Genomic DNA, 6,610 nt, shown 5'->3' with positions numbered 1-6,610 from the left:
CAGTCGTTTCCAACTGTTGTCCCCCACCATAAGGCATATTCCCAAGCATTACTCACCCGTCCGCCGCTCGTCAGCAGAGTAGCAAGCTACTCTCTGTTACCGCTCGACTTGCATGTGTTAGGCCTGCCGCCAGCGTTCAATCTGAGCCATGATCAAACTCTTCAATTAAAAGTTTTTTGAAACCGAAGTTTCGTGCTCAATGAATTCTGAATTTTTGATATCTTTCGATATCGAATTGACTGTGCTGAAACAAGTAAACTTGTTTCCGTTGGTCACTCAGTTCAATTGAGACTCTAAATTTGTTTGCTCCACTTAGTAAACTAAGTTTCGCTGTTAGAACTCAACCTGTACGAGTGCCCACACAGATGATTGCTTTATATTGTTAAAGAACGTTTGAGATACTTTTGCGTCTCAAGGGCTGTGCATTCTACGCAAGCCGTTATTTTTGTCAACACTTAATTTTGAGAAAAGTTTATTTTTTCAAAACTCAGTCTTACTTGACACCCTGAGTTGCTCTTGCCTCGCTAAGCGTTGCTGTCTGCCGTCTCAGTGGGGTCGCATTATAGGGATGCAGCGAATTAACGCAAGTACTTTTTTGAGAAAACTTTAAAAAAACTGCCTTTTGTATCCTTTTTAGTCTAAACACCACAAAAGAGAAACTTTATTAACGCCCCTGTAACTTTTTAGCCGTATTTAAGGCTGTAAAAGTACAATGCTTTAAAAACCAAAAAGCCCAGCAATATAGCTGGGCTTCTAAAAACTCGCATTTTTAAGCGTTAAGCAATGCCGTATTGATCACGGTATGCTTTTACGGCGGCTAAATGCTCATCCATTGTGCCTTTGGCTTCTAGGTAACTAATTAAGTCAGCTAGTTTTACAATCGAGATAACTTTAGTGCCAAAGTCACGCTCGACTTCTTGAATAGCAGATAACTCAGCTTTACCTTTCTCTTGGCGATCCAGTGCAATTAAAACACCACTTAAGTCTGCACCATTATCCGCAATGATTTCCATTGACTCACGAATAGCTGTACCCGCAGTGATCACGTCATCGACTAACATGATCTTACCTTTAAGTTCAGAACCTACTAATGTACCACCTTCACCGTGTGCTTTTTTCTCTTTACGGTTAAAACAGTAAGGTACATCTTTGTTGTGATGATCAGCTAAAGCAACCGCTGTTGTTGTTGCGATTGGAATACCTTTATAAGCAGGACCAAATAATACATCGTAGTCAATACCTGCATCTTCAAGTGCCGCTGCATAAAAGCGACCCAAGCGTGCAAGGTCACGACCAGTATTAAATAAACCAGCATTGAAGAAGTAAGGACTAGTGCGGCCAGACTTTAAAGTAAACTCACCAAATTTAAGCACCTGCTTTTCAAGTGCGAATTCAATAAACTCTTTTTGATAATCTTTCATAACTAATAAACCCACTTCTTTATTATGCTAATGCTTGCTTTTGAACGTCGATAATTTCACGAATTGAGTGCTTAGCTAATGTAAGTAGCTCATCAAGTTCGTCAAATGAGAAAGGCTCGCCTTCAGCTGTACCTTGAATTTCGATAATTTTGCCGGTTTCAGTCAAAATCACGTTCATATCAGTTTCTGCTTCAGAATCTTCTAGGTACTCAAGATCTGTAATTGGCTGACCTTTATATACACCTACTGAGATTGCCGCAATCATATGCTTAAGTGGGTTTGAATTGATCATACCTTTACTGCGCATGTAAGTAAGTGCATCAACTAATGCTACGCACGCACCACTAATAGATGCTGTACGTGTACCGCCATCAGCTTGAATAACATCACAATCGATAGTAATGGTGTTTTCACCTAATGCTTTTAAGTCAACCGCAGCACGAAGTGCACGTGCGATTAAGCGTTGAATTTCCATAGTACGACCGCCCTGCTTACCGCGCGATGCTTCACGGCCATTACGAGTATGTGTTGAACGAGGTAACATACCGTATTCAGCCGTAACCCAACCTTTACCTTGGCCTTTCATAAAGCGTGGTACACCAGCTTCAACCGTTGCTGTACACAAAACTTTAGTGTTTCCAAACTCTACTAATACTGACCCTTCAGCATGCATAGTGTAATTACGTGTAAATGTAACCGGTCTAATTTGGTTAGGTGTTCTTTCGCTTGGACGCATTAACGATCCCCTTAATTCTGAATTTGCCACATTATAAGTCGATGTGGTGCTAGATGCCATGTTCATTTACATAATTAACTGCATCAGAAAAGCACATTTCAGAAAATTTACGCTAGAGGTTAAAAGCTGATTCGGTATAATCAGTCAACTTTGTAAATTTAATAACACTAGGAAATCATCCATGATCCACAGCATGACAGCTTATGCGCGTCGCGAAATTAAAGGCGAATGGGGCACTGGCACTTGGGAAATTCGTTCAGTTAACCAACGTTACCTTGAGACTTTTATCCGCGCACCTGAGCAATTCCGTGGCATGGAACCCGTTATTCGTGAGCGTTTACGTAAGCATTTACAACGCGGTAAAGTTGAAGTTTTCTTAAAATTTGCAGCAAACCCAGCTCATGTTGGCGAGTTAACAATTAACGAATCTCTTGCTGAGCAATTAATTAAAAGCGCTCAATGGGTGCAAAATCAAAGTAAAGGCGACATCAACCCTGTTGATATTTTACGTTGGCCTGGCGTTATGGAAGCTGAAGAACTCGATATGGATAGCGTAAATACAGCGCTAATTGCAGGTTTCGATGAAGTCATTGAAGATTTCAAACAAGCTCGCGGCGATGAAGGCGCAAACTTACAAGAAATGATCGCGACTCGCCTTGATGCAATTTTAGAGCAAGTTGCGATTGTAGAAAGCCACCTACCAGAAATTTCTAAATGGCAACGTGAAAAGCTAAACCAAAAGCTTGAAGAACTAAAAACAGACATCGATGAATCTCGCCTTGAGCAAGAGCTTATTTACCTTGCGCAAAAACAAGATGTTGCTGAAGAACTAGATCGCTTAAAGTCGCACGTTAAAGAAACCAAAAAAATCTTAACTAAAGGCGGTGCATGTGGTCGACGCCTCGACTTTATGATGCAAGAGTTTAACCGTGAAGCAAACACGTTAGCGTCAAAGTCTATCAACAGTGACATCACAAACAGTCGCGGTAGAGCTAAAAGTGTTAATCGAGCAGATGCGCGAACAAATTCAAAACATTGAATAAGCACAATTTATAGCATTTTTATAAGACCCAGCACCTGCTGGGTCTTTTGTTTTTGAAAAGTCTAAAAGCAGGCAAACTTGAGCACTTTTAGTGAAATAAAGTACAATTGATTAATTAAAGGCTTGGATTAGCGATAATCCGAGCCTGTTTATTTTTGTATAGAGACAGATCATGGCGCAAACTCGCGGAAATTTATTTATCTTGTCAGCTCCATCAGGGGCTGGTAAATCAAGCTTAATTGGTGCTTTATTAAAGAAACACAGCGATATGAAGGTATCGGTTTCGCACACCACTCGCTCACCTCGCCCGGGTGAAGAAAACGGTGTGCACTATCACTTTGTTTCAGTTGAAGAGTTCAAAGCGCTAATTGAGAAAAATGACTTTTTTGAATGGGCGCAAGTTTTCGATAACTACTATGGTACGTCTAAGCAAGCTATCGAAAGTCAACTTGAAGCGGGTATTGATGTATTTTTAGATATCGATTGGCAAGGTGCTCAGCAAATTCGCAAATTAGTTGATGATGTTGAAACTATCTTTATTCTTCCACCATCAAAAGAAGAACTTGAATCACGCTTAAATAACCGTGGCCAAGACTCTGCTGAGGTAATCGCGGGAAGAATGGCAAAAGCACAATCAGAAACATCACACTATAATGAATATGATTATGTGGTTGTGAACGATGACTTTGATACTGCACTTGCTGAAATCGAAACGATCGTAATGGCTAAACGTCTATCGTTACAAAGCCAAGCAGTGCGCCATCAGGCGTTATTAGAAAACTTGCTTAAATAATACTTTTTAAGAAAAGATAAAAATTAACCACAAGCTATTGGCGAATTTAACTTGGTACAGTAAACTACGCCTTTGCTTAAGAATTTATTTGGAGTGCTAAGATGGCTCGCGTAACTGTTGAAGATGCAGTAGATGCAATTGGTAATCGTTTTGACTTAATTTTAGTTGCGGCTCGTCGTGCCCGCCAAATCGCGGTTGGTGGTAAAGATCCACTCGTTGATGCTGAAAATGACAAACCAACGGTTATTGCTTTACGTGAAATTGAGAAAGGGTTAGTAAATAGCTCTTCTATGGATTTAATCGATCGTGAAGAACAACAACATCAAGAAGCAGCAGAAATGGCTGCAGTGGCTGCTATCGTAGGTGGCAACCAGTAATCAAGCTCCCCGCTTTGATTTAGCTATACGGCTAGTATTTCTACACTAGCCGTTGGCAAGCCCTTCTTTTCATCGTATATTCTATTCATACCGTTACCGATTTACTTCATTAGCGCATTGGAGTGTGACTTTGTATCTTTTTGAAGGTCTAAAAAAGAAAATATCTGAATACTTACCAGCAGCTGAAATTGAGCTGGTCCAAAAAGCATACGTGGTAGCTCGCGAAGCCCACGAAGGCCAAACTCGCTCAAGTGGCGAGCCCTATATCACCCACCCTGTCGAAGTCACGCAAATACTCGCTGGTATGCGCTTAGATCACGAAACACTAATGGCTGCATTAATGCACGATGTGATTGAAGATACTGACTTCAGCCAACAAGATTTAGCTGAGATTTTTGGCGACACCGTTGCCGAGCTTGTTGAAGGGGTGAGCAAGCTAGATAAACTTAGCTTTAAAGATAAAAAAGAATTCCAAGCCGAAAACTACCGTAAAATGATCATGGCGATGACACAAGACATTCGCGTGATCTTAATCAAACTGGCTGACCGTACTCATAACATGCGTACTCTAGGCGCCCTTCGCCCTGATAAACGTCGCCGTATTGCCCGCGAAACGTTAGAGATTTATGCGCCAATTGCAAACCGCCTTGGTATTCACGATATAAAAAATGAATTAGAAGATTTAGGTTTCCAAGCGTTATACCCAATGCGTCATCGCGCATTAAGATCTGAAGTAATTAAAGCGCGCGGCAATCGTAAAGAAATTATCAGTAATATTAAAACTGAAATTGAAGCGCGTTTAGAAGAGTCAGGCATTGCAGCGACCATATCTGGCCGCGAAAAGCACCTTTATAGCATTTACAAAAAAATGCTTAATAAAGAGCTGTCATTTAACGAAGTGATGGATATCTACGCGTTCCGTATCAATGTTGATAATATGGATACCTGTTATCGCGTATTAGGTGTCGCACATAACCTTTATAAGCCCATCGAAACACGTTTTAAAGATTATATTGCCGTACCAAAAACCAACGGCTATCAATCACTTCACACCTCATTAGTGGGTCCTCATGGTATTCCTGTGGAAATCCAAATTCGTACCCACGATATGGATCACATGGCAGACAAAGGGGTGGCTGCTCATTGGATGTATAAAAAAGCCGGTGATAGCGCTGGCCATACAGCACAACAACGTGCTCGCCAATGGATGCAAAGCTTACTTGAATTACAGCAAAGTGCGGGCTCATCATTTGAGTTTGTTGAAAACGTTAAAACAGAGCTATTCCCTGAAGAAATTTATGTGTTCACCCCAGATGGTCGCATTGTTGAGTTACCAATGGGCGCAACGGCTGTCGATTTTGCGTATGCAGTACACACTGATGTAGGTAATACCTGTGTGGGTGCACGCGTAAATCGCAAACCTCACCCACTAAGCAAACCGCTTGATACAGGGCAAACCATCGAAATTATTACCAGCTCTGGGGCACACCCAAATGCAACTTGGTTAAACTTTGTTGTAACAGGTAAAGCACGTTTAGGTATTCGTAATTACCTGAAGAGCCAACAACATGAAGAAGCCATGTTACTTGGTCGTCGCTTACTTGATTCTGCTTTAGGTGAAACTAAACTCGATGATATCCCAGATGAGAACATTCGCCGCGTACTTCAAGAACATGAACTGAATACCGTACTTGAGCTTTTAGTCGAAATTGGCTCAGGAAACCTCATGAGTGTGCTTATCGCAAAACGCCTCATGCAAGTTGATGCCGACGACCTAAACGACCTTGCTCAAAAAGCAAAAGCGACGATTATCGGCACCGAAGGTATGCTGGTTAACTATTCTAAGTGCTGTCGCCCGGTACCTGGCGATGCTATTACTGCTTATATCAGCCAAGGTAAAGGCCTAACGGTTCACCGCCAAGAATGTAAAAACATTCGTGGTTGGGAAAATGACCGTTCGAAATACTTAGTTGTTAAGTGGGACGATAATCCAGAGAAAGAATATATTGCCGCCCTTCGTATTGAAATTATCAATCACCAAGGCGCATTGGCTAAATTGACAAATGTAATTGCCTCAACCCAAGCAAACATTGTTGAGATAGCGACTGACGAAAAAGAAAGTAATTTATACATGATAGATTTAGGCATCACGGTTAAAAACCGCGTTCATGTTGCAAACATTATGCGCCGCATTCGTGTGATGCCTGATGTGCAAAGAGTCTATCGTAAAAAGTAACAAGG

At 41.3% G+C, this 6,610-nt stretch carries 5 protein-coding genes, 1 rRNA gene and 1 pseudogene (1 of these 7 running past the window's edge); 4 read left to right on the top strand and 3 right to left on the bottom strand.

The features are described 5' to 3' along the window. From P4S60_RS01955 to rph, 3 genes are all read right to left on the bottom strand, one after another. Nucleotides 1-168: ribosomal RNA gene (locus P4S60_RS01955) — 16S ribosomal RNA — on the bottom strand (it extends 1,373 nt beyond the left edge of the window). Nucleotides 169-776: 608 nt separating this feature from the next. Continuing rightward, a complete protein-coding gene (gene pyrE, locus P4S60_RS01950; RefSeq protein ID WP_063699763.1) occupies nucleotides 777-1,421 on the bottom strand; it encodes an orotate phosphoribosyltransferase in 645 nt (214 codons plus the stop codon). 22 nt (nucleotides 1,422-1,443) lie between these two features. Further along, complete coding sequence (gene rph / locus P4S60_RS01945) at nucleotides 1,444-2,157, bottom strand: ribonuclease PH (protein WP_063699765.1); 714 nt, start codon at nucleotides 2,155-2,157, stop codon at nucleotides 1,444-1,446. A 181-nt stretch (nucleotides 2,158-2,338) separates the two neighbouring features. On the opposite strand from rph, the pseudogene P4S60_RS01940 reads away from it, so the two are divergent. The 4 genes and pseudogenes from P4S60_RS01940 (at nucleotide 2,339) to spoT (ending at nucleotide 6,605) form a co-directional block, all read left to right on the top strand. After that, nucleotides 2,339-3,200 (top strand): annotated as a pseudogene (locus P4S60_RS01940) (YicC/YloC family endoribonuclease). A 171-nt stretch (nucleotides 3,201-3,371) separates the two neighbouring features. After that, nucleotides 3,372-3,992, top strand: coding sequence for a guanylate kinase (gmk, locus tag P4S60_RS01935; RefSeq protein ID WP_188730377.1), 621 nt, complete (start codon nucleotides 3,372-3,374; stop codon nucleotides 3,990-3,992). Between the two features lie 101 nt (nucleotides 3,993-4,093). Beyond that, entirely contained in the window at nucleotides 4,094-4,369 is a 276-nt protein-coding gene (gene rpoZ / locus P4S60_RS01930; protein WP_036973056.1) for a DNA-directed RNA polymerase subunit omega, read from the top strand. Between the two features lie 130 nt (nucleotides 4,370-4,499). Continuing rightward, the gene (spoT, locus tag P4S60_RS01925) at nucleotides 4,500-6,605 is read left to right on the top strand and encodes a bifunctional GTP diphosphokinase/guanosine-3',5'-bis pyrophosphate 3'-pyrophosphohydrolase (protein ID WP_063699773.1); all 2,106 of its coding nucleotides are present in this window, start codon (nucleotides 4,500-4,502) and stop codon (nucleotides 6,603-6,605) included. The last annotated feature ends 5 nt before the right edge of the window (nucleotides 6,606-6,610 follow it).

The sequence above is a fragment of the Pseudoalteromonas sp. Hal040 genome (genome assembly GCF_037162425.1).
GTDB lineage: Bacteria > Pseudomonadota > Gammaproteobacteria > Enterobacterales > Alteromonadaceae > Pseudoalteromonas > Pseudoalteromonas gelatinilytica.
Note: the sequence above shows the minus strand (reverse complement) of the source record. Positions and strands in the feature narration are given on the sequence as shown.

Bases quoted from the DNA above. Each gene is read 5' to 3' on its own strand.
- pyrE (WP_063699763.1), bottom strand. From the start codon at position 1,421: ATGAAAGATTATCAAAAAGAGTTTATTGAATTCGCACTTGAAAAGCAG.
- rph (WP_063699765.1), bottom strand. From the start codon at position 2,157: ATGCGTCCAAGCGAAAGAACACCTAACCAAATTAGACCGGTTACATTT.
- gmk (WP_188730377.1), top strand. From the start codon at position 3,372: ATGGCGCAAACTCGCGGAAATTTATTTATCTTGTCAGCTCCATCAGGG.
- rpoZ (WP_036973056.1), top strand. From the start codon at position 4,094: ATGGCTCGCGTAACTGTTGAAGATGCAGTAGATGCAATTGGTAATCGT.